We start from the raw sequence: 22,848 nt of genomic DNA, 5'->3' as shown, positions 1-22,848 counted from the left end.
GCCGGCCCCGGACGGTTAGGGTGCGGGCATGCTGCATCTGAGGATGATCACCCCGCACGCCCTGACGGAGCAGGTCGTGGAGCTGATCGACCGGACGGTCGGCACCACGCACCTGGTCGTGCTGACCGGCGCCGCCCGCGACCCCGCGGGCGACGTGGTGATGTGCGACGTGGCCCGCGAGGCGGCCGACGAGCTGCTGCAGGAGATGCGCGCGCTCCGCCTCGACGAATCGGGGTCGATCGCCGTCGAGCACATCGACCTGTCGATCTCGCGACGCGCCGATATGGCGGAGGAGGAGGCTCCGGGCGAGGCCGCGGACGCGGTGATCTGGGAACAGCTCGCCGAGTCCACCCACGAGGAGTCCACCCTCACGATCACCTACAGCGTGTTCATGATCGTTGCCACGATGATCGCGGCCTGCGGCGTGGTCCTGGACAACGCGGTCCTGATCGTCGGCGCGATGGCCGTCGGTCCGGAGTTCGGCCCGCTCGCCGGGATCTGTACGGGCCTGGTGCAGCGCGCCCCGAGGCTGACCGCGCGCTCCGCGGTCGCCCTGTCGGTCGGCTTCGCCGCCGCGATCGTGGGGACGACCGTGTTCAGCCTGGCGATGGACGCGCTCGGGCTCTTCCACGAGAGCATGCTGGACGACCCCCGGCCCAACACCAGTTTCATCTGGCAGCCCGACCCGTTCTCCTTCGTCGTGGCCCTGCTCGCCGGCGTGGTCGGCATGCTCTCGCTGACCTCGGCGAAGTCCGGCGCCCTGGTCGGCGTGGCCATCTCGGTCACCACCGTCCCCGCCGCCGCCAACGCCGCCGTGGCCCTGTCCTACGGGGACCTCGGCCAGATGTGGGGCTCGGCCATACAGCTGTCGCTGAACCTGCTGGGCATCGTCCTGTCCGGGAGCCTGACCCTCATCGCCTGGAAACTGCTGTGGCGCACCCAGCAGGGCCGGATGATCCGCCCGCCGGGTGCGCCACGGCGCACCTCGAAGTAGCCGGGGCTAGCCGAGCGCCGACTTCACCGCGTCCGCCAGCCGCCCGGCGACCGCGCGGGCCTGCTCGATGTCGGCGGCCTCCACCATCACCCGCACGAGGGGCTCGGTGCCGGAGGGGCGCAGCAGCACCCGGCCGGTGGTGCCCAGCTCGCGCTCGGCGTCGGCGACGGCCGCGGCCAGCTCGCCGGAGGTCGCGACCCGGGACTTGTCCACGTCCGGGACGTTGATCAGGATCTGCGGCAGCCGCGTCATGACCCCGGCCAGATCGGCCAGCCCCCGCCCGGTGGCGGCGACGCGCGCCGCCAGCATCAGGCCGGTCAGCGTGCCGTCGCCGGTGGTCGCGTGGTCGAGGATGATCACGTGGCCGGACTGCTCGCCGCCCAGCGCGTAGCCGTGCTCCTTCATCGACTCCAGCACGTAGCGGTCACCGACCCCGGTCTGCACGACCTGGATGCCCTCGGCCTCCATCGCCAGCTTGAAGCCCAGGTTGGACATGACGGTGCCGACCACGGTGTTCTCGCGCAGCTGGCCCGCCTCGCGCATGGCCAGGGCCAGCACGGCGAGGATCTGGTCGCCGTCGACCTCGGCGCCGGTGTGGTCCACGGCCAGGCAGCGGTCGGCGTCGCCGTCGTGCGCGATGCCGAGGTCGGCGCCGTGCTCGACGACGGCCGCCTTGAGCAGTCCCAGGTGGGTGGAGCCGCAGCCGTCGTTGATGTTGAGGCCGTCGGGCTCGGCGCCGATCGTGACGATCTCCGCGCCCGCGCGGGTGAAGGCCTCGGGCGAGACGTAGGCGGCCGCGCCGTGGGCCTCGTCGAGGACGACCTTCAGGCCGTCGAGCCGGTTCGGCAGGACCCCGATGAGGTGGGCGACGTACTTGTCGAAGCCCTCGGTGTAGTCCGAGACGCGGCCGACGCCGTCACCGGTGGGGCGGTCCCAGGGAGCGCCCGTGCGGTGCTCCTCGTAGACCGACTCGATCCGGTCCTCCAGGTCGTCGGCGAGCTTGTGGCCGCCGCGCGCGAAGAACTTGATGCCGTTGTCGGGCATGGCGTTGTGGCTGGCGGAGAGCATCACGCCGAGGTCGGCGCCCAGCGCACCGGTGAGATACGCCACCGCCGGGGTGGGCAGCACACCGACGCGCAGGACGTCCACGCCGGCGCTGGCGAGGCCCGCGACCACCGCGGCCTCCAGGAACTCGCCCGACGCGCGGGGATCGCGGCCGACGACCGCCGTGGCCCGGTGGCCCGCGAAGGTGCCCGCCTCGGCCAGTACGTGTGCGGCCGCCACGGAGAGGCCGAGCGCGAGCTCGGCCGTCAGATCCGCATTGGCGACGCCTCGTACACCGTCCGTCCCGAAGAGTCGTCCCACAGTTGTCCTCCCGAGTTCACGCTTCGCTTTGTGACCGCTTGTGACAGGTATTGCCGCTTGTGGCGGTAAACGAACCGCCCCGACAGCACGGAGAGTGCTGCCGGGGCGGTTTCGTTGCAGAACAGCAGGCGCAGATTAACGCTTGCTGTACTGCGGAGCCTTACGGGCCTTCTTGAGACCGGCCTTCTTGCGCTCGACCGCACGGTCGTCGCGGGAAAGGAAGCCGGCCTTCTTCAGCGCCGGGCGGTTGTTGTCCACGTCCGCCTCGTTCAGCGCACGGGCAACGCCGAGGCGCAGGGCACCGGCCTGACCGGAGACGCCGCCACCCGCGATGCGGGCGATGACGTCGTAACGGCCGTCGAGCTCCAGGAGCTTGAAGGGCTCGTTGACTTCCTGCTGGTGCACCTTGTTGGGGAAGTAGTCCTCAAGGGTGCGACCGTTGATCTTCCACTTGCCGGTGCCCGGAACGATCCGGACGCGGGCGATGGCGTTCTTGCGACGGCCCAGGCCGGCGGCCGGCTGGGGGTCACCGAAGCGACCGGCAAGCGACTCGGAGGTGTAGTCGCCCTCGACGACGACCTCGGACTCGGTGGTGTACTCCTCGACGCCCTCGAACTCTTCGACGGGGGTCTCGGCGGTGGTCTCGGCCACGATGCTCCTCAGAATTTTCTACGTCTTAGGGGGTGGCCGGAACTACTGCGCGACCTGGGTGATCTCGAACGGCACCGGCTGCTGGGCAGCGTGGGGGTGCTGGTCGCCCGAGTAGACCTTCAGCTTCGAGAGCATCTGACGGCCCAGGGTGTTCTTGGGGAGCATGCCCTTGATGGCCTTCTCGACGGCCTTCTCCGGGTTGTTCGCCAGGAGGTCGTCGTAGCGGACCGAACGCAGACCACCCGGGAAGCCGGAGTGGCGGTACGCCATCTTCTGGGTCGCCTTGTTGCCGGACAGGTGAACCTTGTCGGCGTTGACGATGATGACGAAGTCGCCCATGTCCATGTGGGGGGCGTAGGTCGGCTTGTGCTTACCCCGCAGGAGGGCAGCGGCCTGGGTCGCCAGACGGCCGAGGACAACGTCCTGGGCGTCGATGACGAGCCACTGGCGCGAGATGTCGCCGGGCTTGGGGCTGAACGTACGCACGCGTATGCCTTCGCTTCTTCAGTGGTGGGTCATCCCATAGGGCACGAGCCCCGCGGGAAGGGTCCTGACAGGGTCACCACGGACGATCACGACAGCCGCTTGTCCACATCGGGGACGCAACCCGTGTGAACCGCTGGTCATCGGCCCGGTGGACCGGCGTAAGGCCCTTTCACGTGAGAATGAGAAAGCCAATACGCATAACAAACCAGCAGAGTACCCAAGAAGACCCGTACGGGTCAAAACGCGGTCCGCGATGCCGATGCTGCTGACGTCGCGGCGCACTCCGGTTCGGTCCTGGATGGGGACCCCGCAGTTGTTACGGGTCCCAGAGTAACCCGACCGGAGCGCAGCACACGACGCAGCAGCAGACCCGTGAGCCCGCACAGGGCCACCATGTCTCTGAACGCGCGACGCTTGTGGGCCAGCTCGGAGGGCCACGGGACGAGGGCCGCCTGGGGCATCAGGGCCAGCCAGAACCAGGGCGTACGCGGCATCGACCCCTCCCGCACCCCCGACGCCAGCAGCGGCGGCAGCACCACCAGCAGGTAGTGGTCGAAGGACGGCCGCGACACCAGGAATGCGGCGAGCATCACCATGCACGACGTCTCCGTCAGCCGCAGCGCACCCCCGTCGGCCTCCCCCTCCGAACGCCGCCACCGCACGCGCACCGCCCACAGCCCGGCCAGCGCCCCCGCGCCCGCCACCGCCACCGCCACCGCCTCCGGCAGCCCCAGCCGCGGCAGCACCGCGATCGGCGAGGCGTCCCAGGGCAGCGCGTAGGCGTCCTGCCCCTTGAAGAGGAACGGCAGGGTCTTGGTGAAGAACAGCGTCGGGCTCGGCATCAGCAGGGCCCCCACCAGCGACAGCCCCACCGGCACCAGCACCGCCCCCGCCAGCCCCCGCCACTGCCGGGCCAGGACGAAGAGCAGACCGATCGGCACCAGCATCGGCTTGCAGGCGATCGCCAGCCCCACCACCAGCCCCGCCGCGGCCCACGAGCGCCGGTGCGCCAGCAGCAGGGCGACCGGCAGGGCGGCCGCCGAGATCGCCGTCCAGTTCCCGATCAGCACGAGGTTCGCGTACGGCTTGTAGGCCAGCGCGAGCAGCCCGAGACCGGCCACCGCGAACCGCGAGCACAGCGGCACCGCGAACAGCCGCAGCGAGGCCCACCAGCCCACCCCCACGAGCCCGGTCATCCCCAGCGGCAGCAGCCAGCGCAGCGCCTCCCGCGGGACCATCGCCTCGGGCACCGCCATGATCACGGCGCTGGGCAGGTACAGGAACCGCTTGTCCTCGTACGGCGAGACCCCCGACAGCAACGCGTCCGCGGCCTTGACCACGAACGCGTTGTCGGAGCCCCAGTTCGGGCGCAGGCTCGCCGAGACCGAGACCGTCAGCAGGACCAGCAGCGAGAGCGCCCGCCAGGACCGGGGCGCCGGCTCCGTCAGCCAGGCGGTCCGCCGGCCGGCCGCCGACGGGCGGTCCCGCTTCATGAGCCAGATGCCAGGCCGCAGCCCCACAGCGCCTCCCCTTGCCTCGCAGGGGTCGACGGCCTACCGCTTGCGCTCGACCCTGCGTTCGTCCCAGACAGGCTCCTGAGTCTCCCGTACAACACCGTCCGAACCGAAGACCAGGTAACGGTCAAATGTCCGCGCGAACCAGCGGTCGTGCGTCACGCACAGCACCGTGCCGTCGTACGACTCCAGCCCGTCCTGCAGCGCCTCCGCCGACTCCAGGTCGAGGTTGTCCGTCGGCTCGTCCAGCAGCAGCGCCGTGGTGCCGGCCAGCTCCAGCAGCAGGATCTGGAAACGCGCCTGCTGCCCGCCCGAGAGCTTCTCGAACGGCTGCTCCGCCTGACGCTCCAGCTCGTAGCGGCGCAGGGCGCCCATCGCCGCGCCCAGCGGCTTCGCCGCCTCCGTCCACAGGATGTCGACGAGCGTGCGGCCGAACAGCTCCGGATGCGCGTGCGTCTGCGCGAAATGGCCCGGCAGCACCCGTGCGCCCAGCTTCCAGTCGCCCGTGTGCTTGACGTCCTCGCCCGCCAGCAGCCGCAGGAAGTGCGACTTGCCGGAACCGTTCGAGCCGAGCACCGCGACGCGCTCCCCGTAGAACACCTCCAGCGAGAAGGGCTTCATCAGCCCCGTCAGCTCCAGGTTCTCCACGGTCAGCGCGCGCACCCCGGTGCGCCCGCCCTTCAGCCGCATCCTGATGTCCTGCTCGCGCGGCGGCTCCGGCGGCGGTCCGGCCTCCTCGAACTTCTGGAAGCGCGTCTGCATCGCCCGGTAGCGCGAGGCCATGTCGGGGCTGGAAGCCGCCTGGTTGCGCAGCCGCAGCACCAGCGCCTTCAGCCGGGCGTGCTCCTCGTCCCAGCGCCGCTTGAGCTCCTCGAACCGCGCGAAGCGCTCCTTGCGGGCCTCGTGGTACGTCCCGAAGCCCGCGCCGTGCACCCACACGTCGCTGCCCGTCGGGCTCGCCTCCAGACTGATGATCTTCTCGGCGGCCTGGGTCAGCAGCTCCCGGTCGTGGGAGACAAACAGCACCGTCTTGCGGGTGGCCCGCAGCTGCTCCTCCAGCCACCGCTTGCCCGGGACGTCCAGGTAGTTGTCCGGCTCGTCGAGCAGCAGCACCTCGTCCGGCCCGCGCAGCAGCGCCTCCAGGACCAGGCGCTTCTGCTCACCGCCCGACAGCGTGCGCACCTCGCGGAACTGCGCGCTGTCGTACGGGATCGCCAGCGCGGCCATCGTGCAGACGTCCCACAGGGTCTCCGCCTCGTAGCCCTGGACGTCCGCCCAGTCGCTGAGCGCCTGCGCGTACGCCATCTGCGCGGCCTCGTCGTCCACCGTCAGGATCAGCTGCTCGGCCCGGTCCACGGCCTTCGCGGCCTCCCGGATCCGCGGCTGCGCCACCGACACCAGCAGGTCCCGCACGGTCGTCTCGTCCCGCACCGAGCCCACGAACTGCGACATCACGCCGAGCCCGCCGCTGATCGTCACCCCGCCGCCGTGCGGCTGGAGCTCACCGGAGATCAGCTTCAGCAGCGTGGTCTTGCCGGCCCCGTTCGCCCCGACCAGGGCGACGACCGACCCCTCCCCCACACGGAAGGAGACGTCGGGGAGCAGGACCCGCCCGTCGGGAAGGTAGTACTCCAGGTGGCTGGCTTCGAGATGTCCCATGCGGGGCATTGTCCCGGCCCGGCGGCGATCCGCCCAAACGGTTTGGCCCGGTGAGGCCCGGTGGGGCCCGGTGGGGCCCGGTGAGCGCCGCCGGACCGGGGCTCAGCAGCCCCCGCAGCCGCCGCCCGCCCCCGGCAGGGTCCGCATGTTCCGCGCCTCCTTGCTGCGGGCGGCCAGCAGCTCGTCCGCCGGGTAGCCGACCTCCTCCAGGGTCAGCCCGTGCGGCTTCACCACGTGCACCGAGGAGTCCCGTACGGCGGCGGCCAGGACCTGTCCGGGCCACTCCACGGGCCGGTGCCCGTCGCCCACGTGCAGCAGCGCTCCGACCAGCGAGCGGACCATGTTGTGGCAGAACGCGTCGGCCCGCACCGTCGCGGTGACGATCCCGTCCGCGTCCCGCACCCAGCTGAGCTCCTGGAGCGTACGGATGGTCGTGGCACCCTCGCGCTTCTTGCAGTACGCGGCGAAGTCGTGCTCGCCGAGCAGCGCGGCGGCGGCCTCGTTCATGGCGTCCACGTCCAGCGGCCACTGGTGCCACAGCACGTGCCCGCGGCGCAGCGGGTCGACGCCCGCCTGGTGGTCGCCGACCCGGTAGGCGTAGCGGCGCCAGATGGCGGAGAACCGGGCGTTGAAACCCTCGGGGGCCTCCGCGGCCTTCCAGACCCGCACGTCGTGCGGGAGCCGGCCCGCGAGGCGGCGCAACAGCTTGTCGTGGTGCTCGGCCCACACCTCCCCGGCCAGGTCGAACTGCGCGACCTGCCCGCGCGCGTGCACCCCGGCGTCGGTGCGCCCGGCGACGGTCAGGTCGACGGGCTCCTTGAGGCGCATCACGGTCTGCAGGGCGCTCTCCAGCTCGCCCTGCACGGTCCGCAGCGTCCGCTGCTTCGCCCAGCCGGAGAAGTCCTTGCCGTCGTACGACAGGTCCAGCCGCACCCGGACGTGACCGGGCTCCACCTCGTCACCCACGTGACAGATCCTCTCTCAGAAATGCAGAACGGGCCCGCCCCGGGAAGGGGCGGGCCCGTTCAGAGCCGATCAAGAAAACTCGATCCCGTAGCGGGATCAGGCCTCCTTGGTCTCCTCGACAGCCTCGGTCTCGGTGGCCTCGGCCTTGGCCTCCGCCTCCTTGACCGCGCGCTTGGTGGCGGCCTCGGCCTCACCGGTGGCCTGCTGGGCGACCGTCAGGGCCTCGACCAGCTCGATGACCGCCATCGGGGCGTTGTCGCCACGACGGTTGCCGATCTTGGTGATGCGCGTGTAACCACCGGGGCGGTTCTCGTAACGCGGGGCGATCTCGGTGAACAGCGTGTGCACGATGCTCTTGTCCGTGATCGTCTGCAGCACCAGGCGACGGTTGTGGATGTCGCCCTTCTTGGCCTTGGTGACCAGACGCTCGGCGTAGGGACGCAGGCGACGGGCCTTGGCCTCGGTGGTGGTGATGCGGCCGTGCTCGAAGAGCGCCTTCGCGAGGTTCGCGAGGAGGTGCTTCTCGTGCGCGGCGGAACCGCCCAGGCGGGCACCCTTTGCGGGACGCGGCATGGTGTTACTCCTTCATATCTGCACCGGCCGTGTCAGGTACCGGTGTCAGTTCCCCCGGGGCGGACGCCGCGGGAAAGATCTACGGGTGCTGCTTAGTACTGCTCGGTCTCGACGAAACCGGCGTCCGCGTCGTCGTCGGCGCCGAAGGCGTCGGCGGCGGCGGTCGGGTCGAATCCGGGCGGGCTGTCCTTGAGGGCCAGGCCCATGCCGGCCAGCTTCGCCTTGACCTCGTCGATCGACTTCGCACCGAAGTTGCGGATGTCGAGCAGGTCGGCCTCGGAGCGGGCGACGAGCTCACCCACGGAGTGGATGCCCTCGCGCTTGAGGCAGTTGTACGACCGAACGGTGAGCTCCAGCTCCTCGATCGGCAGCGCCAGGTCGGCGGCCAGGGCGGCGTCCGTCGGGGACGGGCCCATGTCGATGCCCTCGGCGTCGATGTTGAGCTCGCGCGCCAGACCGAACAGCTCGACCAGGGTCTTGCCGGCGGACGCCATGGCGTCGCGCGGGCGCATGGCCTGCTTGGTCTCGACGTCGACGATCAGCTTGTCGAAGTCGGTGCGCTGCTCGACTCGGGTCGCCTCGACCTTGTAGGTGACCTTGAGGACCGGGCTGTAGATGGAGTCGACCGGGATGCGGCCGATCTCCTGGCCCAGCTGCTTGTTCTGGACGGCGGAGACGTAGCCGCGACCGCGCTCGACGGTCAGCTCCATCTCCAGCTTGCCCTTGCCGTTGAGCGTGGCGAGGACCAGGTCCGGGTTGTGCACCTCGACACCGGCCGGGGGCGCGATGTCGGCAGCGGTGACCAGGCCGGGACCCTGCTTGCGCAGGTACATCACGACCGGCTCGTCGTGCTCCGAGGAGACGACCAGCTGCTTGATGTTGAGGATGATGTCCGTGACGTCTTCCTTGACGCCCGGCACGGTGGTGAACTCGTGCAGGACGCCGTCCACGCGGATGCTGGTGACAGCGGCACCCGGGATGGAGGACAGGAGGGTACGGCGCAGGGAGTTGCCGAGGGTGTAACCGAAGCCCGGCTCCAGCGGCTCGATCACGAACCGCGAGCGGTACTCGTCGACGACCTCTTCGGTCAGCGAAGGACGCTGAGCGATAAGCATGTCTGTGTTCCTTCAGTCGTGGACGCCCACTATTTGACGCCCGACGGGTGCAGCACGGGGCTGCGGACTAACAAGGGTACGGGCGGTACGTCCCCCGTGAAGGGTTCGTACCGCCCGGACACTCAAGAACGCACAGGTGCGTCCGCTGCGTCAGACGCGGCGGCGCTTGGGCGGGCGGCAGCCGTTGTGCGGGGTGGGGGTGACGTCCTGGATCGAGCCGACCTCAAGGCCGGTGGCCTGGAGGGAGCGGATCGCGGTCTCACGGCCGGAGCCGGGACCCTTGACGAAGACGTCGACCTTGCGCATGCCGTGCTCCTGCGCGCGGCGGGCGGCCGACTCGGCGGCCATCTGCGCGGCGAAGGGGGTGGACTTGCGCGAGCCCTTGAAGCCGACGTGGCCGGCGGAGGCCCAGGAGATCACGTTGCCCGAGGGGTCCGTGATCGAGACGATGGTGTTGTTGAACGTGCTCTTGATGTGGGCGTGCCCGTGAGCGACGTTCTTCTTTTCCTTGCGGCGCACCTTCTTGGCAGCGCCCTGACGACCCTTGGGGGGCATCTAAATCTCCTACGGGAGGTGGTCGGTCCTACAGCGCAAGACCGCTGAACAGGACTACTTCTTGCCCGGCTTCTTCTTACCGGCGATCGCGCGACGCGGGCCCTTGCGGGTACGCGCGTTCGTGCTGGTGCGCTGACCGTGCACCGGGAGGCCGCGACGGTGGCGGATACCCTGGTAGCACTGGATCTCGATCTTGCGGCGGATGTCGCCCTGGATCTCGCGGCGGAGGTCACCCTCGGTACGGAGGTTGGCGTCCACGTACTCGCGGATCTTGACGAGGTCCTCTTCGGCCAGGTCACGAACGCGGGTGTTCGGGTTCACGCCGGTCGAGGCGAGGATCTCCTTGGACCGGGTGCGCCCGATACCGAAGACGTAGGTGAGTGCGATCTCCACGCGCTTTTCGCGCGGGATGTCAACACCGGAAACGCGTGCCACAAATGGCTCCTGTGTGTTCGGGGGTCTTCCGCAGAACCACTCCCGACCGCCGACCACCCTGATGGGTGGTGGTACGTCCGGGTCCCCGGCCCCCGCCGGAGGTGCCGCCGGCCCTTCTCAGGGCTGGGCGGGTTCTGCGTATGTACGTTTTCTTACGTCGCGCGAAGAACTGCGGAAGGCAGGTCGGTCGGCGTGCGTCAGCCCTGGCGCTGCTTGTGGCGCAGGTTGTCGCAGATGACCATGACCCGACCGTGACGGCGGATCACCTTGCACTTGTCGCAGATCTTCTTGACGCTCGGCTTGACCTTCATGTTGGTGAGGTTCTCCGGGTCAGTGCCACCACCCGCACCGGGACGGATGCCCAGGCAGGAGTGAGGACAAGATCTACTTGTATCGGTAGACGATCCGGCCACGCGTGAGGTCGTACGGAGACAGCTCCACAACGACCCGGTCATCCGGGAGGATGCGGATGTAGTGCATACGCATCTTGCCGCTGATGTGCGCGAGGACCTTGTGACCGTTCTGCAGTTCCACCTTGAACATCGCGTTCGGGAGGGACTCGATCACGGTGCCCTCGATTTCGATGGCACCTTGCTTCTTGGCCACGCTTCGCCCTTCGAATCGGCTACCTTGATCGGCCTCGCGCTCCATGCAGGCATGGAAGTGCACGAGAGCCGACGAGTCAGTCTACGTCAGGGCACCCAGAAAGACGAATCCGGAAAGTTTGCCCCAGAGTGTAGATCATTACGCCAGGGGGTCGGGAGCCGTGGTGACCCCGTACTCCGCCAGCTTCGCCTTGCCACAGTCAGGGCTGGTCAGGACGATGGGACCCGCCTCGGTCAGGGCGATGGAGTGCTCCCAGTGCGAGGACCAGGTGCCGTCCGTCGTGATGACCGTCCAGTCGTCCGCCAGTACCTCCGTCTGGGCGGTGCCCAGGGAGACCATCGGCTCGATCGCCAGGCAGAGGCCCGGGACCAGCTTGATCCCCTTGCCCCGCTTGCGCGAGACGTAGTTCAGCAGGTGCGGGTCCATGTGCATCTCGGAACCGATGCCGTGGCCGCCGTAGTCCTCGATGATCCCGAACTTGCCGAGGCTGTGCTCACCGGTGGACGGCCGCGGCTGGCGCTTGATGTACGTCTCGATCGCCTTCGAGATGTCCACCAGGCGGTTGCCGAGCTTCATCGCCGCGATACCGGCCCACATGGACTCCTCGGTGACCCGGGAGAGCTCGACCAGCTCCTGAGCGTGTCCGGTGCCCACGAAGGCCGTGTAGGCCGCGTCGCCGTGCCAGCCGTCCACGATCGCCCCGGCGTCGATGGAGATGATGTCGCCGTCCTTGAGGACCGTCTTGTCGTCCGGGATGCCGTGGACGACGACCTCGTTCACCGAGGTGCAGATGGTCGCGGGGAAGCCGCCGTAGCCGAGGAAGTTCGACTTGGCCCCGGCGTCCGCGATCACCTTGCGGGCCACCATGTCCAGATCACGCGTGGTGGCACCCGGTACGGCCGCCTCGCGGGTCGCCGCGTGGATCGCGGCGACGACCAGCCCCGCCTCTCGCATCTTCGCGATCTGCTCGGGGGTCTTGATCTGCACCATGGGGCGTGCCTTCCAGCTTCGAAACGGGTCTTCTCAACAGTACGGCCGCGATGCCCTGGGGACACCGCGGCCGTACCTGTACGACAGGGGTACTACTTCTTGAGGGCGTCCATCGCCCGCTTGGTGATCTCGTGCACCTCACCGAGGGCGGCGATCGTCACCAGGAGGCCCTGCGACTTGTAGTAGTCGATGATCGGCTCGGTCTGCGTGTGGTAGACCTCCAGCCGGTTGCGGACCGTGGCCTCGGAGTCGTCGTCGCGCTGGTACAGCTCGCCGCCGCAGGTGTCGCAGACACCCTCGGCCTTCGGCGCCGCGTACGTCACGTGGAAGACGTGCGAGGAGTCCAGGCGGCAGATCCGCCGGCCCGCGATGCGCTTGACGACCTCGTCCTCCTCGACCTCCAGGTCGAGGACCGCGTCGAGCTTCATGCCCGCACCCGTGAGCATCTCGTCCAGCGCCTCGGCCTGGGAGACGTTGCGCGGGAAGCCGTCGAGCAGGAAGCCGTTCGCGGCGTCCGCCTGCTCCATACGGTCCTTGGCCATGCCGATGGTGATCTCGTCGGGGACGAGGTCACCGGCGTCCATGAACGCCTTCGCGCGCCGGCCCAGCTCCGTGTTCTGGCTGATGTTGGCGCGGAAGAGGTCGCCCGTGGAGATGTGCGGGATCGACAGGTTCTTGGCAAGGAACGCGGCCTGCGTTCCCTTGCCCGCACCGGGAGGTCCGACGAGGACGATTCGCATCAGCGGAGGAACCCTTCGTAATTGCGCTGCTGGAGCTGGCTCTCGATCTGCTTCACGGTTTCCAGACCCACACCCACGATGATGAGGATGCTCGTCCCGCCGAACGGGAAGTTCTGGTTCGCTCCGAAGCCTGCCAACGCCATTGTCGGCACGAGAGCGATCAGACCCAGGTACAGCGACCCCGGCCAGGTGATCCGGTTGAGTACGTAGCTCAGGTACTCGGCGGTAGGCCGGCCGGCGCGGATGCCCGGGATGAACCCACCATACTTCTTCATGTTGTCGGCAACTTCCTCGGGGTTGAACGAGATCGCCACGTAGAAGAACGCGAAGAAGACGATCAGGAGGAAGTAGGCGGCGATGTAGTACGGGTGGTCGCCCTTGACGAAGTGCTTCTGGATCCAGGTCGCCCAGCCGGCCTGCGAGCCGCTGAACTGCACGATCAGCGCCGGGATGTACAGCAGCGACGAGGCGAAGATGACCGGGATGACACCGGCCTGGTTCACCTTGAGCGGGATGTAGGTGGACGTACCGCCATAAGCCCGGCGGCCGATCATGCGCTTGGCGTACTGAACAGGGATCCTGCGCTGCGCCTGCTCGACGAAGACCACCAGGGCGACCATCGCGAGACCGACCAGGATGACCACGCCGAACTCGACCCAGCCTCCAGCGATCTTGCCCTGGAGCTTGATCGTCCACAGCGCGCCGACGAAACCGGCGGCGATGGAGATGAACATGAGGATCGACATGCCGTTGCCGATGCCGCGGTCGGTGATGAGCTCACCGAGCCACATGACGACACAGGTGCCGGCGGTCATGGTGATCACCATGACGACCGTGGTGAAGATCGTGGGGTTCGGGACGATCTCCCGAGCGACCGGGCAGCTACCGAACAGAGCACCGGTACGCGCGGTGGCGACCAGGCCGGTGCCCTGCAGGATCGCGAGCGCGACCGTCAAATAGCGCGTGTACTGAGTGATCTTCGCCGTGCCGGACTGTCCCTCTTTTTTGAGGTTCTCCAGCTTCGGGATGACCACGGTCAGCAGCTGCAGGATGATGCTGGCGGTGATGTACGGCATGATGCCGAGCGCGAAGATCGTGATCTGCAGCAGCGCACCGCCGCTGAACATGTTGACGAGACCGAAGAGGCTGTTGCTGGTGCCCATCGAGTCGACACAGATCTGAACGTTCTTGTAGCTCACGCCGGGTACCGGGATGTGGGACCCGAGCCGATACAGCACGATGATGCCGAGCGTGAAGAGCAGCTTCTTGCGCAGGTCGGGCGTCTTGAACGCCCGGGCGAACGCGGTGAGCACGGTGCCTCCTGCGACCCCCGCGCTACTGCGTCAGAGGTGACGGTCTGAGGGATCGACGAATACGTACGAGCAAAGGTGCAGGCCACCTTACCGGCGTCTGCGCCCCCCGTGGAACGACCAACCGGGGATGCCCCATATGTGAGGCATCCCCGGTCGGGTTTCTAGCTATTTGTCACTGAGGTTTCGTCTTAGACGAGCTCGGTGACGGTGCCGCCGGCAGCGGCAATCTTCTCCTTGGCGGAGGCGGAGACGGCGTCAACCGAAACCGTCAGCGCCACGGAGATCTCGCCCTGGCCCAGGACCTTGACGAGGCTGTTCTTGCGAACCGCGCCCTTGGCGACCAGGTCGGCCACCGTGACCTCTCCACCCTCGGGGTAGAGAGCGCCGAGCTTGTCCAGGTTGACAACCTGGAACTCGGTGCGGAACGGGTTCTTGAAGCCCTTGAGCTTCGGCAGGCGCATGTGGAGGGGCATCTGCCCACCCTCGAAGCGCTGCGGGATCTGGTAGCGGGCCTTCTGGCCCTTCGTACCACGACCGGCCGTCTTACCCTTCGACGCCTCACCACGACCGACACGGGTCTTCGCGGTCTTGGCGCCGGGGGCGGGACGGAGGTTGTGGGCCTTCAGCGGGCTGTTCTCAGCCATGATTAGTCAACCTCCTCAACCGTCACGAGGTGGCGGACGGTGTGAACCATTCCGCGGAACTCGGGGCGGTCCTCCTTGACGACGACGTCGTTCAGGCGCTTGAGCCCGAGCGAACGCAGCGTGTCGCGGTGGTTCTGCTTGCTGCCGATGTACGACTTCGTCTGCGTGATCTTGAGGCGGGCCATTAGACACCCGCCCCAGCACGCGCACGAAGGAGAGCCGCGGGGGCGACGTCCTCGAGGGGCAGACCACGGCGAGCCGCGATCTCCTCGGGACGCTGCAGGCCCTGGAGGGCCGCCACGGTCGCGTGCACGATGTTGATCGCGTTGTCGGAGCCCAGGGACTTCGACAGGATGTCGTGAACGCCGGCGCACTCCAGAACGGCGCGCACCGGGCCACCGGCGATAACACCGGTACCGGGGGAAGCAGGCTTCAGCAGGACAACGCCGGCCGCCTTCTCGCCCTGGATCGGGTGCGGGATGGTGCCCTGGATGCGCGGAACCTTGAAGAAGTTCTTCTTGGCTTCCTCGACACCCTTGGCAATGGCCGCGGGAACTTCCTTGGCCTTGCCGTAACCGACACCTACAGTGCCGTCACCGTCGCCCACCACGACCAGCGCGGTGAAGCTGAAGCGGCGACCACCCTTGACAACCTTGGCGACGCGGTTGATCGCGACAACGCGCTCAACGTAAGCGGTCTTCTCGACGGCAGCACCACCGTCGCGACCCTTCCGGTCCCGCCGCTCGCCGCCACCGGCACCGCTTCCGCGGCGCTGGGGTCCAGCCATTGGATTACCTCTCTCTGTTACGTCCGTGAGTCCCGGAACCGGGGCTTAGAACTTCAGCCCGGCTTCGCGGGCGGCGTCAGCCAGAGCGGCAATGCGCCCGGCGTATCGGTTGCCACCGCGGTCGAACACGACGGTCTCGACACCCGCAGCCTTGGCACGCTCGGCGACGAGCGCGCCGACAGCCTGGGCCTGGGCGCTCTTGTCGCCTTCGCCACCGCGGATCGAAGCGTCCAGGGTCGACGCGGACGCCAGGGTGTGACCCTGGAGGTCGTCGATGACCTGAGCAACGATGTTGCGGTTCGAACGCGTCACGACGAGGCGCGGACGCTCCGCCGTACCCGAGACGTTCTTGCGGATGCGGATGTGGCGGCGAGCCTTGGCAGCGCGCTTGTACGCGTCGCCCTTGGCGATCTTCACACCGTATGCCATGGCTACTTACCAGCCTTTCCGACCTTGCGGCGGATGACCTCGCCGGCGTACTTGACACCCTTGGCCTTGTACGGGTCGGGCTTCCGCAGCTTGCGGATGTTGGCGGCGACCTCGCCGACCTTCTGCTTGTCGATGCCCTCGACCGAGAACTTGGTGGGCGACTCGACCTTGAAGGAGATGCCCTCGGGCGCCTCGATCAGGATCGGGTGGCTGTAACCAAGCTGGAACTCCAGGTCGGAGCCCTTCGCGGCGACGCGGTAACCGACACCGCTGATCTCGAGCGCCTTGACGTAACCCGTGGTCACGCCGGTGATCATGTTCGCCACCAGCGTGCGGGACAGGCCGTGCAGGGCCTTGTTCTGACGCTCGTCGTTCGGGCGGGTGACGTTCAGAACGCCGTCCTCACCCTTGACGATCTCGATCGGCGCCTTGACGGTGTGCGTGAGGGAACCCTTGGGGCCCTTCACGGCGACCGTCTGGCCAACGATGGTGACGTCCACACCGGCGGGAACCTGGATGGGGAGCTTGCCGATTCGCGACATTGCTTTTCCTCCGTTCCCGACTACCAGACGTAGGCGAGGACTTCCCCACCTACGCCCTTCTTGCCTGCCTGCTGGCCGGTCAGGAGACCGTGGGACGTGGAGATGATCGCCACGCCCAGGCCGCCGAGGACCTTCGGCAGGTTGGTGGACTTCGCGTACACGCGCAGACCGGGCTTCGAGATCCGCTTGATGCCCGCGATGGAGCGCTCACGGTTCGGCCCGAACTTCAGCTCGAGGACGAGGTTCTTGCCGACCTCGGCGTCCTCGACCTTCCAGCCGGTGATGAAACCCTCCTGCTTGAGGATCTCTGCGATGTGCGACTTGATCTTGCTGTGCGGCATCACGACGGTGTCGTGGTACGCCGAGTTAGCGTTACGCAGACGCGTGAGCATGTCTGCGATCGGGTCAGTCATGGTCATGAAGTGGCCTTCGGCCTCTCTCGCCGGGGTTTCCTGTATGCGCCATCCCTCTCCCCGCTCAGTGGCGGGACGGGTGCGGTGCGGGGACCTACGGCGTAGTAAGTCGATTAGGGCGGCGGACGCCCAACCCCACAAGCCTACGGCATGCGGAGCTGGGCACCCACCGACCAGATGCTTACCGAGAGTCTCTGGAACTTCCCAAGTCCTTGCGGACCAGGGGGAGTTACCAGGAGCTCTTGGTCACGCCCGGCAGCTCGCCACGGTGAGCCATCTCACGAAGGCAGACGCGGCACAGGCCGAACTTGCGGTACACGGAGTGGGGACGACCGCAGCGCTGGCAGCGGGTGTACGCACGCACACCGAACTTGGGCTTGCGGGCAGCCTTCGCGATGAGAGCCTTCTTCGCCATCTCGCTTACGCCTCCTTGAAGGGGAAGCCGAGGTGACGAAGGAGCGCGCGGCCCTCAGCGTCGTTGGTCGCCGTGGTGACCACGGTGATGTCCATACCCCGGGTACGGTCGATCTTGTCCTGGTCGATCTCGTGGAACATGACCTGCTCCGTGAGACCGAAGGTGTAGTTGCCACGGCCGTCGAACTGCTTCGGCGACAGACCACGGAAGTCACGGATACGCGGCAGCGCGAGCGACAGCGTACGGTCCAGGAACTCCCACATGCGGTCACCACGGAGGGTGACGTGGCAGCCGATCGGCTGACCCTCACGCAGCTTGAACTGCGCGATGGACTTGCGGGCCTTCGTGACGGCCGGCTTCTGACCGGTGATCGTCGTCAGGTCGCGGATGGCGCCGTCGATCAGCTTGGAGTCGCGGGCGGCGTCGCCCACACCCATGTTGACCACGATCTTCACGAGGCCGGGGATCTGCATGACGTTCTCGTAGGAGAACTCCTCACGCAGCTTGCCCGCGATGTCCTCGCGGTACTTCGTCTTGAGACGCGGAGTGGTAGCCATCAGATGTCCTCACCCGTCCGCTTGGCAACGCGGATCTTGTTGCCCTCGTCGTCGAAGCGGAAACCGACGCGGGTGACGACCTTCTGGCCGTCCTTCTCCACGACCAGCTGAACGTTGCTGACGTGGATCGGCGCCTCGGTGATCACGATGCCACCGGTCTGCGAGCCACCAGCGGTCTGGCCGGCCTTGGTGTGCTTCTTGACCCGGTTGACACCCTCGACGAGGACGCGGTCGTTGGCGGGGAAGGCCGCGATGACCTTGCCCTGCTTGCCCTTGTCCTTACCGGTGATGACCTGGACCAGGTCGCCCTTCTTGATCTTCATGCTTACAGCACCTCCGGCGCGAGCGAGATGATCTTCATGAACTTCTTCTCGCGCAGCTCACGGCCGACGGGGCCGAAGATACGGGTGCCACGAGGGTCGCCGTCGTTCTTCAGAATGACGGCGGCGTTCTCGTCGAAGCGGATGTACGAGCCGTCCTGGCGGCGGCGCTCCTTGACGGTGCGAACGATGACCGCCTTGACGACGTCACCCTTCTTCACGTTGCCACCGGGGATCGCATCCTTGACGGTGGCGACGATGACGTCACCGATGCCCGCGTAGCGGCGACCGGAGCCACCGAGAACACGGATGCAAAGGATCTCCTTGGCACCAGTGTTGTCGGCGACACGCAGTCGCGACTCCTGCTGGATCACGTCTATCTCCTGTTTGTCTGCCGGTTCCCGGCCGGGGCTTCAGAGAAGCCCCGACCGAGCCTGGCGGAACGAACTTGAAGGGTTACCCCTTCAAGAAATTACTTGGCCTTCTCGAGGATCTCGACGATGCGCCAGCGCTTGCTCGCCGACAGCGGACGCGTCTCCATGATGAGGACGCGGTCGCCGACGCCGGCAGCGTTCTGCTCGTCGTGAGCCTTGAGCTTGTTCGTACGGCGGATGACCTTGCCGTACAGCGCGTGCTTGACGCGGTCCTCGACGGCGACGACGACGGTCTTGTCCATCTTGTCGCTGACGACGAGACCCTCACGGGTCTTGCGGAAGCCGCGCTCGTTCGTCTCAGTCACGTTCTTCTCGCTCATCAGGCGCTCTCCACCGTCTCGATACCGAGCTCACGCTCGTGCATCAGGGTGTAGATGCGAGCGATGTCCTTACGGACGGACTTGAGCCGGCCGTTGTTCTCCAGCTGACCCGTGGCCGCCTGGAAGCGGAGCTTGAACAGCTCCTCCTTGGCCTCGCGCAGCTTGCCAACGAGCTCCTCGTTGCCGAGCTCACGCAGCTCGGACGCCTTGGTTCCCGTCGCCATCACGACTCACCTGCCTCGCGCCGAACAATCCGGCACTTCATCGGAAGCTTGTGAGCAGCGCGGGTGAGCGCCTCACGAGCAATCTTCTCGTTCGGGTAGGACAGCTCGAACATGACCCGGCCCGGGTGCACGTTCGCGATCCACCACTCGGGAGAACCCTTACCGGAACCCATGCGGGTTTCGGCCGGCTTCTTCGTCAGCGGACGGTCCGGGTAGATGTTGATCCAGACCTTGCCGCCACGCTTGATGTGGCGGGTCATCGCGATACGAGCCGCCTCGATCTGGCGGTTCGTGACATAGGCGGGGGTGAGCGCCTGGATACCGTACTCGCCGAACGAGACCTCAGTACCGCCCTTGGCCATACCGCGGCGCTTCGGGTGGTGCTGCTTACGGTGCTTGACCCTACGAGGGATCAGCATGTCGGTCAGGCCTCCGTTCCGGTGCTCTCAGCCGGAGCGGCGGCGGGAGCGTCGGCCTTGGGGGCCTCGGCACCAGCAGCCTGCTGCGGCTTGCGGCCACCACGGCCGCCGCGCTCGCCACCACGGCCACCACGGCCGGCGGGACGGTCGCCAGCGCCGGCACCACGGGCCGGGCGGTTACCCGCACGGGCCGCAGCGTTCTCGGCGCGAACCTCGGCGATGTTCTTGACGTCGCCCTTGTAGATCCAGACCTTCACACCGATACGGCCGAAGGTGGTCTTGGCCTCGAAGAAGCCGTAGTCCACGTTCGCGCGCAGCGTGTGCAGCGGCACACGACCCTCGCGGTAGAACTCGGAGCGGGACATCTCGGCGCCGCCGAGGCGACCGCCGCACTGGATCTTGATGCCCTTGGCGCCGGCCTTCATCGTGCCCTGCATGCTCTTGCGCATGGCACGACGGAAGGAGACGCGGGAGGAGAGCTGCTCGGCAACGGCCTGGGCAACCAGCTGAGCGTCGAGCTCGGGGTTCTTGACCTCGAGGATGTTCAGCTGGACCTGCTTGCCCGTGAGCTTCTCGAGGTCACCGCGGATGCGGTCGGCCTCGGCGCCACGGCGGCCGATGACGATGCCCGGACGAGCGGTGTGGATGTCCACACGCACGCGGTCACGGGTGCGCTCGATCTCAACCTTCGAGATGCCGGCGCGCTCCATGCCGGACGTCATCATCCGACGGATGGCGACGTCTTCCTTGACGTAGTCCTTGTACAGCTTGTCGGCGTACCAACGCGACTTGAAGTCGGTGGTGATGCCGAGCCGGAACCCGTGCGGGTTTACCTTCTGGCCCATTACCGGGAACCTTCCTTGCTGCTGACGACCACGGTGATGTGGCTGGTCCGCTTGCGGATCCGGTAGGCACGGCCCTGGGCACGCGGACGGAACCGCTTCAGGGTCGGGCCCTCGTCCACGTACGCCTCGCTGATGACCAGCGTGGAGGCGTCCGGGTGGTTGTAGTTGTGTGCGGCGTTGGCAATGGCGCTGTCAAGCACCTTGCCGACCGGCACGCTCGCGGCCTGCGGGGCGAAACGCAGGACCGCCTGAGCCTCCGTGGCATCCATGCCACGGATAAGGTCCACCACTCGGCGGGCCTTCATGGGCGTGACGCGGATGTACCGCGCCTGGGCCCTGGCTTCCATGGTTGTCCCTTCGGTGTAAGTCATAGTCGTAACCACCCCGCCTTTAGCGGCGCTTCGACTTCCGGTCGTCCTTGACGTGGCCGCGGAAGGTGCGAGTCGGCGAGAACTCGCCGAGCTTGTGGCCGACCATCGACTCGGTGACGAACACCGGGACGTGGGTCTTGCCGTTGTGCACCGCGATGGTGTGACCCAGCATGCTGGGGATGATCATCGAGCGACGGGACCAGGTCTTGATGACGTTCTTGGTGCCGGCTTCGTTCTGGACGTCCACCTTCTTTACGAGGTGGTCGTCGACGAAGGGCCCCTTCTTGAGACTGCGCGGCATCTAAACCCGCTCCTAGCGCTTCTTGTTCGTCTTGCGGCGGCGGACGATGTACTTGCTCGAAGCCTTCTTCGGCGAGCGAGTACGACCCTCCTTCTGACCCCACGGGGAGACCGGGTGGCGACCACCACTGGTCTTGCCCTCACCACCACCGTGCGGGTGGTCAACCGGGTTCATCGCGACACCGCGGACGGACGGGCGAACGCCCTTCCAGCGCATGCGGCCGGCCTTGCCCCAGTTGATGTTCGACTGCTCGGCGTTGCCGACCTCGCCGACCGTGGCGCGGCAGCGCGCGTCGACGAGACGGATCTCGCCCGACGGCATGCGGAGGTGGGCCATGGTGCCCTCCTTCGCCAGCAGCTGCACGGAGGCACCAGCCGAACGCGCGAACTTGGCGCCGCCACCGGGACGGAGCTCGATCGCGTGGATCGTGGTACCGACCGGGATGTTGCGGAGCGCAAGGTTGTTACCGGGCTTGATGTCGGCCGTGGGGCCGTTCTCAATCCGGTCGCCCTGCTTCAGAGCCTTCGGCGCGATGATGTAGCGCTTCTCGCCGTCCGCGTAGTGCAGGAGCGCGATGCGCGCGGTGCGGTTGGGGTCGTACTCGATGTGCGCGACCTTGGCCGGCACGCCGTCCTTGTCGTGACGACGGAAGTCGATCACGCGGTAGGCGCGCTTGTGTCCACCACCCTGGTGGCGAACGGTGATCCGACCGGTGTTGTTACGGCCGCCCTTGCTGTGCAGCGGGCGAACCAGCGACTTCTCCGGCGTGGACCGCGTGATCTCGACAAAGTCGGCGACGCTGGAGCCACGACGGCCCGGGGTCGTCGGCTTGTACTTGCGGATACCCATTTCTCAGTCCTCGTCCGATTCCGGACGACTAGACCTCCGTTAGGAGGCCTGGCCGCCGAAGATGTCGATTCGGTCGCCCTCAGCGAGGGTCACGATGGCGCGCTTGGTGTCAGCGCGCTTGCCGAAACCGGTCTTGGTGCGCTTGCGCTTACCCTGACGGTTGATCGTGTTGACCCCGGTGACCTTGACCGAGAAGACCGCTTCCACAGCCTGCTTGATCTGGGTCTTGTTCGAGCCGGGCGCGACGATGAACGTGTACTTGTTCTCGTCGAGCAGCGCGTAGCTCTTCTCCGAGACAACCGGCTTGATCAGCAGGTCGCGCGGGTCGGTGAAGGTCTTGCTGGTAACGGTCGCGTCAGACATTACGCGTCGCTCCCTTCGGTCTCATCGGCCTTGGGGCCAGACACGAAGGACTCGAAAGCGGCCTGAGTGAAGACCACGTCGTCAGAGACGATCACGTCGTACGTGTTCAGCTGGCCCGGCTCCAGGATGTGAACCTGGGGCAGGTTGCGGGCGGACAGCCACGCGGCCTCTTCGCTGCGGTCGACGACCAGGAGCAGGTTCTTGCGCTCCGAGATCTTGCCGAACAGCGTCTTGGCGGCCTTCGTGGAGGCGGCACCCTCGACCACGCCGGTGACGACGTGGATGCGGGAGTGACGCGCACGGTCCGAGAGGGCACCGCGGAGGGCGGCGGCCTTCATCTTCTTCGGGGTCCGCTGCGAGTAGTCACGCGGCTGCGGGCCGTGGACGACGCCACCGCCGGCGAACTGCGGAGCGCGGGTCGAACCCTGACGGGCGCGGCCGGTGCCCTTCTGGCGGTACGGCTTGCGGCCACCACCACGGACTTCGCCACGGGTCTTGGTCTTGTGCGTGCCCTGACGGGCAGCAGCCAGCTGAGCGACAACGACCTGGTGGATCAGCGGAACGCTGGTCTTGGCGTCGAAGATCTCCGCGGGGAGCTCGACGGTACCGGCCTTGTCGCCTGCCGGCGAAAGGATGTCAATGGTGCTCATTAC

35 protein-coding genes are annotated in these 22,848 nt (G+C 67.4%); 1 reads left to right on the top strand and 34 read right to left on the bottom strand.

Features of this window, described 5'->3' with window-relative positions:
* Positions 1–28 precede the first annotated feature (28 nt).
* The gene (locus ACZ5D2_RS21525; RefSeq protein ID WP_371677121.1) at positions 29–994 is read left to right on the top strand and encodes a DUF389 domain-containing protein; all 966 of its coding nucleotides are present in this window, start codon (positions 29–31) and stop codon (positions 992–994) included.
* Between the two features lie 6 nt (positions 995–1,000).
* On the opposite strand, the gene glmM is transcribed toward ACZ5D2_RS21525, so the two are convergent.
* The 34 genes from glmM to rplD form a co-directional block, all read right to left on the bottom strand.
* Positions 1,001–2,359 (bottom strand): phosphoglucosamine mutase, encoded by a 1,359-nt coding sequence (gene glmM / locus ACZ5D2_RS21520; protein WP_371677122.1) that lies wholly within the window; start codon positions 2,357–2,359, stop codon positions 1,001–1,003.
* Between the two features lie 135 nt (positions 2,360–2,494).
* Positions 2,495–3,010, bottom strand: a complete 516-nt coding sequence (gene rpsI / locus ACZ5D2_RS21515) for a 30S ribosomal protein S9 (protein WP_030230680.1) — start codon at positions 3,008–3,010, stop codon at positions 2,495–2,497.
* Positions 3,011–3,052: 42 nt separating this feature from the next.
* The gene (gene rplM, locus ACZ5D2_RS21510; protein WP_030230678.1) at positions 3,053–3,496 is read right to left on the bottom strand and encodes a 50S ribosomal protein L13; all 444 of its coding nucleotides are present in this window, start codon (positions 3,494–3,496) and stop codon (positions 3,053–3,055) included.
* Positions 3,497–3,732: 236 nt separating this feature from the next.
* The gene (locus ACZ5D2_RS21505; RefSeq protein WP_468931132.1) at positions 3,733–4,989 is read right to left on the bottom strand and encodes a glycosyltransferase family 87 protein; all 1,257 of its coding nucleotides are present in this window, start codon (positions 4,987–4,989) and stop codon (positions 3,733–3,735) included.
* Between the two features lie 60 nt (positions 4,990–5,049).
* Positions 5,050–6,669, bottom strand: a complete 1,620-nt coding sequence (locus tag ACZ5D2_RS21500) for an ABC-F family ATP-binding cassette domain-containing protein (RefSeq protein ID WP_371677124.1) — start codon at positions 6,667–6,669, stop codon at positions 5,050–5,052.
* 102 nt (positions 6,670–6,771) lie between these two features.
* Positions 6,772–7,635, bottom strand: coding sequence for a tRNA pseudouridine(38-40) synthase TruA (gene truA, locus ACZ5D2_RS21495; protein WP_371677125.1), 864 nt, complete (start codon positions 7,633–7,635; stop codon positions 6,772–6,774).
* A gap of 96 nt (positions 7,636–7,731) precedes the next feature.
* A complete protein-coding gene (gene rplQ / locus ACZ5D2_RS21490; protein WP_007265921.1) occupies positions 7,732–8,208 on the bottom strand; it encodes a 50S ribosomal protein L17 in 477 nt (158 codons plus the stop codon).
* 92 nt (positions 8,209–8,300) lie between these two features.
* On the bottom strand, positions 8,301–9,323 hold the full coding sequence (locus ACZ5D2_RS21485; RefSeq protein WP_007265920.1) for a DNA-directed RNA polymerase subunit alpha: 1,023 nt from the start codon (positions 9,321–9,323) through the stop codon (positions 8,301–8,303).
* Between the two features lie 150 nt (positions 9,324–9,473).
* On the bottom strand, positions 9,474–9,878 hold the full coding sequence (gene rpsK, locus ACZ5D2_RS21480; protein WP_003956432.1) for a 30S ribosomal protein S11: 405 nt from the start codon (positions 9,876–9,878) through the stop codon (positions 9,474–9,476).
* A gap of 54 nt (positions 9,879–9,932) precedes the next feature.
* On the bottom strand, positions 9,933–10,313 hold the full coding sequence (rpsM, locus tag ACZ5D2_RS21475; RefSeq protein WP_007265919.1) for a 30S ribosomal protein S13: 381 nt from the start codon (positions 10,311–10,313) through the stop codon (positions 9,933–9,935).
* A gap of 197 nt (positions 10,314–10,510) precedes the next feature.
* On the bottom strand, positions 10,511–10,624 hold the full coding sequence (gene rpmJ, locus ACZ5D2_RS21470; protein ID WP_003956441.1) for a 50S ribosomal protein L36: 114 nt from the start codon (positions 10,622–10,624) through the stop codon (positions 10,511–10,513).
* Positions 10,625–10,697: 73 nt separating this feature from the next.
* The gene (infA, locus tag ACZ5D2_RS21465) at positions 10,698–10,919 is read right to left on the bottom strand and encodes a translation initiation factor IF-1 (RefSeq protein ID WP_003956442.1); all 222 of its coding nucleotides are present in this window, start codon (positions 10,917–10,919) and stop codon (positions 10,698–10,700) included.
* A 138-nt stretch (positions 10,920–11,057) separates the two neighbouring features.
* Positions 11,058–11,909, bottom strand: a complete 852-nt coding sequence (gene map, locus ACZ5D2_RS21460; protein WP_371677127.1) for a type I methionyl aminopeptidase — start codon at positions 11,907–11,909, stop codon at positions 11,058–11,060.
* 92 nt (positions 11,910–12,001) lie between these two features.
* Positions 12,002–12,649 carry an adenylate kinase gene (locus ACZ5D2_RS21455; protein ID WP_356218038.1) on the bottom strand — a complete coding sequence of 216 codons (648 nt, stop codon included), beginning with the start codon at positions 12,647–12,649 and terminating at the stop codon, positions 12,002–12,004.
* Positions 12,649–13,962, bottom strand: a complete 1,314-nt coding sequence (secY, locus tag ACZ5D2_RS21450) for a preprotein translocase subunit SecY (RefSeq protein ID WP_371677128.1) — start codon at positions 13,960–13,962, stop codon at positions 12,649–12,651. Before secY ends, ACZ5D2_RS21455 begins: the two co-directional genes overlap by 1 nt.
* A gap of 188 nt (positions 13,963–14,150) precedes the next feature.
* Entirely contained in the window at positions 14,151–14,606 is a 456-nt protein-coding gene (rplO, locus tag ACZ5D2_RS21445; protein ID WP_030154704.1) for a 50S ribosomal protein L15, read from the bottom strand.
* 2 nt (positions 14,607–14,608) lie between these two features.
* Complete coding sequence (gene rpmD, locus ACZ5D2_RS21440) at positions 14,609–14,791, bottom strand: 50S ribosomal protein L30 (protein ID WP_005313525.1); 183 nt, start codon at positions 14,789–14,791, stop codon at positions 14,609–14,611.
* The gene (rpsE, locus tag ACZ5D2_RS21435; protein ID WP_266841145.1) at positions 14,791–15,393 is read right to left on the bottom strand and encodes a 30S ribosomal protein S5; all 603 of its coding nucleotides are present in this window, start codon (positions 15,391–15,393) and stop codon (positions 14,791–14,793) included. Before rpsE ends, rpmD begins: the two co-directional genes overlap by 1 nt.
* 45 nt (positions 15,394–15,438) lie before the next feature.
* Complete coding sequence (gene rplR, locus ACZ5D2_RS21430; protein WP_030026334.1) at positions 15,439–15,822, bottom strand: 50S ribosomal protein L18; 384 nt, start codon at positions 15,820–15,822, stop codon at positions 15,439–15,441.
* Between the two features lie 2 nt (positions 15,823–15,824).
* Positions 15,825–16,364 (bottom strand): 50S ribosomal protein L6, encoded by a 540-nt coding sequence (gene rplF, locus ACZ5D2_RS21425; protein ID WP_266841143.1) that lies wholly within the window; start codon positions 16,362–16,364, stop codon positions 15,825–15,827.
* A gap of 20 nt (positions 16,365–16,384) precedes the next feature.
* On the bottom strand, positions 16,385–16,783 hold the full coding sequence (gene rpsH, locus ACZ5D2_RS21420; RefSeq protein WP_007265911.1) for a 30S ribosomal protein S8: 399 nt from the start codon (positions 16,781–16,783) through the stop codon (positions 16,385–16,387).
* A gap of 223 nt (positions 16,784–17,006) precedes the next feature.
* A complete protein-coding gene (locus tag ACZ5D2_RS21415) occupies positions 17,007–17,192 on the bottom strand; it encodes a type Z 30S ribosomal protein S14 (RefSeq protein ID WP_003956452.1) in 186 nt (61 codons plus the stop codon).
* A gap of 5 nt (positions 17,193–17,197) precedes the next feature.
* Complete coding sequence (gene rplE / locus ACZ5D2_RS21410; protein ID WP_030154702.1) at positions 17,198–17,749, bottom strand: 50S ribosomal protein L5; 552 nt, start codon at positions 17,747–17,749, stop codon at positions 17,198–17,200.
* Positions 17,749–18,072: a 50S ribosomal protein L24 gene (gene rplX / locus ACZ5D2_RS21405; protein WP_030230645.1), complete on the bottom strand. Its 324-nt coding sequence runs from the start codon at positions 18,070–18,072 to the stop codon at positions 17,749–17,751. Before rplX ends, rplE begins: the two co-directional genes overlap by 1 nt.
* 2 nt (positions 18,073–18,074) lie before the next feature.
* The gene (gene rplN, locus ACZ5D2_RS21400; RefSeq protein WP_003956455.1) at positions 18,075–18,443 is read right to left on the bottom strand and encodes a 50S ribosomal protein L14; all 369 of its coding nucleotides are present in this window, start codon (positions 18,441–18,443) and stop codon (positions 18,075–18,077) included.
* 98 nt (positions 18,444–18,541) lie between these two features.
* On the bottom strand, positions 18,542–18,823 hold the full coding sequence (gene rpsQ / locus ACZ5D2_RS21395) for a 30S ribosomal protein S17 (RefSeq protein WP_030026328.1): 282 nt from the start codon (positions 18,821–18,823) through the stop codon (positions 18,542–18,544).
* Positions 18,823–19,047: a 50S ribosomal protein L29 gene (gene rpmC / locus ACZ5D2_RS21390; RefSeq protein ID WP_008739703.1), complete on the bottom strand. Its 225-nt coding sequence runs from the start codon at positions 19,045–19,047 to the stop codon at positions 18,823–18,825. The genes rpsQ and rpmC overlap by 1 nt, the downstream gene beginning before the upstream one ends.
* Positions 19,047–19,466, bottom strand: coding sequence for a 50S ribosomal protein L16 (gene rplP / locus ACZ5D2_RS21385; protein WP_030026326.1), 420 nt, complete (start codon positions 19,464–19,466; stop codon positions 19,047–19,049). The genes rpmC and rplP overlap by 1 nt, the downstream gene beginning before the upstream one ends.
* Before the next feature lie 5 nt (positions 19,467–19,471).
* Positions 19,472–20,311: a 30S ribosomal protein S3 gene (rpsC, locus tag ACZ5D2_RS21380; protein WP_007265905.1), complete on the bottom strand. Its 840-nt coding sequence runs from the start codon at positions 20,309–20,311 to the stop codon at positions 19,472–19,474.
* Positions 20,311–20,658, bottom strand: coding sequence for a 50S ribosomal protein L22 (rplV, locus tag ACZ5D2_RS21375; RefSeq protein WP_007265904.1), 348 nt, complete (start codon positions 20,656–20,658; stop codon positions 20,311–20,313). Before rplV ends, rpsC begins: the two co-directional genes overlap by 1 nt.
* A 43-nt stretch (positions 20,659–20,701) precedes the next feature.
* Positions 20,702–20,983, bottom strand: coding sequence for a 30S ribosomal protein S19 (rpsS, locus tag ACZ5D2_RS21370; RefSeq protein WP_008739713.1), 282 nt, complete (start codon positions 20,981–20,983; stop codon positions 20,702–20,704).
* 12 nt (positions 20,984–20,995) lie between these two features.
* Positions 20,996–21,832 (bottom strand): 50S ribosomal protein L2, encoded by an 837-nt coding sequence (gene rplB / locus ACZ5D2_RS21365; RefSeq protein WP_008739715.1) that lies wholly within the window; start codon positions 21,830–21,832, stop codon positions 20,996–20,998.
* 39 nt (positions 21,833–21,871) lie between these two features.
* Entirely contained in the window at positions 21,872–22,195 is a 324-nt protein-coding gene (gene rplW / locus ACZ5D2_RS21360) for a 50S ribosomal protein L23 (protein ID WP_215023440.1), read from the bottom strand.
* Positions 22,195–22,845 carry a 50S ribosomal protein L4 gene (gene rplD, locus ACZ5D2_RS21355; RefSeq protein WP_266841138.1) on the bottom strand — a complete coding sequence of 217 codons (651 nt, stop codon included), beginning with the start codon at positions 22,843–22,845 and terminating at the stop codon, positions 22,195–22,197. The genes rplW and rplD overlap by 1 nt, the downstream gene beginning before the upstream one ends.
* Positions 22,846–22,848: the final 3 nt, after the last annotated feature.

The organism is Streptomyces sp. NPDC031479 (assembly GCF_055581065.1).
The sequence above is the reverse complement of the archived record's forward strand: the minus strand, read 5'-3'. Positions and strand labels throughout refer to the sequence as shown.

What these genes read in the sequence shown, in the direction of transcription:
- ACZ5D2_RS21525 (WP_371677121.1), top strand. Translation starts at nt 29, where the DNA reads ATGCTGCATCTGAGGATGATCACCCCGCACGCCCTGACGGAGCAGGTC.
- ACZ5D2_RS21505 (WP_468931132.1), bottom strand. Translation starts at nt 4,989, where the DNA reads ATGAAGCGGGACCGCCCGTCGGCGGCCGGCCGGCGGACCGCCTGGCTG.
- ACZ5D2_RS21500 (WP_371677124.1), bottom strand. Translation starts at nt 6,669, where the DNA reads ATGGGACATCTCGAAGCCAGCCACCTGGAGTACTACCTTCCCGACGGG.
- rplQ (WP_007265921.1), bottom strand. Translation starts at nt 8,208, where the DNA reads ATGCCGCGTCCCGCAAAGGGTGCCCGCCTGGGCGGTTCCGCCGCGCAC.
- ACZ5D2_RS21485 (WP_007265920.1), bottom strand. Translation starts at nt 9,323, where the DNA reads ATGCTTATCGCTCAGCGTCCTTCGCTGACCGAAGAGGTCGTCGACGAG.
- rpsK (WP_003956432.1), bottom strand. Translation starts at nt 9,878, where the DNA reads ATGCCCCCCAAGGGTCGTCAGGGCGCTGCCAAGAAGGTGCGCCGCAAG.
- rpmJ (WP_003956441.1), bottom strand. Translation starts at nt 10,624, where the DNA reads ATGAAGGTCAAGCCGAGCGTCAAGAAGATCTGCGACAAGTGCAAGGTG.
- map (WP_371677127.1), bottom strand. Translation starts at nt 11,909, where the DNA reads ATGGTGCAGATCAAGACCCCCGAGCAGATCGCGAAGATGCGAGAGGCG.
- ACZ5D2_RS21455 (WP_356218038.1), bottom strand. Translation starts at nt 12,649, where the DNA reads ATGCGAATCGTCCTCGTCGGACCTCCCGGTGCGGGCAAGGGAACGCAG.
- rplO (WP_030154704.1), bottom strand. Translation starts at nt 14,606, where the DNA reads ATGGCTGAGAACAGCCCGCTGAAGGCCCACAACCTCCGTCCCGCCCCC.
- rpmD (WP_005313525.1), bottom strand. Translation starts at nt 14,791, where the DNA reads ATGGCCCGCCTCAAGATCACGCAGACGAAGTCGTACATCGGCAGCAAG.
- rpsE (WP_266841145.1), bottom strand. Translation starts at nt 15,393, where the DNA reads ATGGCTGGACCCCAGCGCCGCGGAAGCGGTGCCGGTGGCGGCGAGCGG.
- rplR (WP_030026334.1), bottom strand. Translation starts at nt 15,822, where the DNA reads ATGGCATACGGTGTGAAGATCGCCAAGGGCGACGCGTACAAGCGCGCT.
- rplF (WP_266841143.1), bottom strand. Translation starts at nt 16,364, where the DNA reads ATGTCGCGAATCGGCAAGCTCCCCATCCAGGTTCCCGCCGGTGTGGAC.
- rpsH (WP_007265911.1), bottom strand. Translation starts at nt 16,783, where the DNA reads ATGACCATGACTGACCCGATCGCAGACATGCTCACGCGTCTGCGTAAC.
- ACZ5D2_RS21415 (WP_003956452.1), bottom strand. Translation starts at nt 17,192, where the DNA reads ATGGCGAAGAAGGCTCTCATCGCGAAGGCTGCCCGCAAGCCCAAGTTC.
- rplE (WP_030154702.1), bottom strand. Translation starts at nt 17,749, where the DNA reads ATGGCTACCACTCCGCGTCTCAAGACGAAGTACCGCGAGGACATCGCG.
- rplX (WP_030230645.1), bottom strand. Translation starts at nt 18,072, where the DNA reads ATGAAGATCAAGAAGGGCGACCTGGTCCAGGTCATCACCGGTAAGGAC.
- rpsQ (WP_030026328.1), bottom strand. Translation starts at nt 18,823, where the DNA reads ATGAGCGAGAAGAACGTGACTGAGACGAACGAGCGCGGCTTCCGCAAG.
- rpmC (WP_008739703.1), bottom strand. Translation starts at nt 19,047, where the DNA reads ATGGCGACGGGAACCAAGGCGTCCGAGCTGCGTGAGCTCGGCAACGAG.
- rplP (WP_030026326.1), bottom strand. Translation starts at nt 19,466, where the DNA reads ATGCTGATCCCTCGTAGGGTCAAGCACCGTAAGCAGCACCACCCGAAG.
- rpsC (WP_007265905.1), bottom strand. Translation starts at nt 20,311, where the DNA reads ATGGGCCAGAAGGTAAACCCGCACGGGTTCCGGCTCGGCATCACCACC.
- rplV (WP_007265904.1), bottom strand. Translation starts at nt 20,658, where the DNA reads ATGGAAGCCAGGGCCCAGGCGCGGTACATCCGCGTCACGCCCATGAAG.
- rpsS (WP_008739713.1), bottom strand. Translation starts at nt 20,983, where the DNA reads ATGCCGCGCAGTCTCAAGAAGGGGCCCTTCGTCGACGACCACCTCGTA.
- rplB (WP_008739715.1), bottom strand. Translation starts at nt 21,832, where the DNA reads ATGGGTATCCGCAAGTACAAGCCGACGACCCCGGGCCGTCGTGGCTCC.
- rplW (WP_215023440.1), bottom strand. Translation starts at nt 22,195, where the DNA reads ATGTCTGACGCGACCGTTACCAGCAAGACCTTCACCGACCCGCGCGAC.
- rplD (WP_266841138.1), bottom strand. Translation starts at nt 22,845, where the DNA reads ATGAGCACCATTGACATCCTTTCGCCGGCAGGCGACAAGGCCGGTACC.